Here is a 520-nt window from a genome sequence, read left to right as displayed (position 1 = left end):
AGCAGCACCGTCGACACCGTCGACAGTCGCCTTGAGCGAACCGTCCACCAACGTCGCGTTGTCGAGAACCTTCGACAGATCATCGGTCAACACCACCGGATCAAGAGTCGTGTTACCCGTATTCGCACCCGTCACCGTATACGTGATCGTCTGACCCGCAGCAACATTGGTACCCGACACCGGATCCGCAGCCTTCGCGACCGTGAACCCCGGAACCTTCACCGGATGCTCGGTCGTCACCGGCGGAGGAGTGATCTCCGGACCCGTCGGCGGCTTCGCAGTACCAGTGACCTTGTTGTTGATCAGAACCCCGCCGGCAACACCGTCGTTGATCTTCACCTGGTAGGTCAGAACAACCGACTTACCGGCCTCGAGCACACCAGTCCACGAGAGCGTCGTCCCCGACAGGGTCGGAGCAGCACCGTCGACACCGTCGACAGTCGCCTTGAGCGAACCGTCCACCAACGTCGCGTTGTCGAGAACCTTCGACAGATCATCGGTCAACACCACCGGATCAAGA

General features: G+C 60.6%; 1 pseudogene. It reads right to left on the bottom strand.

The features are described 5' to 3' along the window. Positions 1-520, bottom strand: a pseudogene (locus ASU23_RS33645) (DUF11 domain-containing protein); the annotation flags it as partial.

It is taken from the genome of Rhodococcus sp. KB6, assembly GCF_001445685.1.
In the GTDB taxonomy this organism is placed as follows: domain Bacteria; phylum Actinomycetota; class Actinomycetes; order Mycobacteriales; family Mycobacteriaceae; genus Rhodococcus_F; species Rhodococcus_F qingshengii.
The sequence above is the reverse complement of the archived record's forward strand: the minus strand, read 5'-3'. Positions and strand labels throughout refer to the sequence as shown.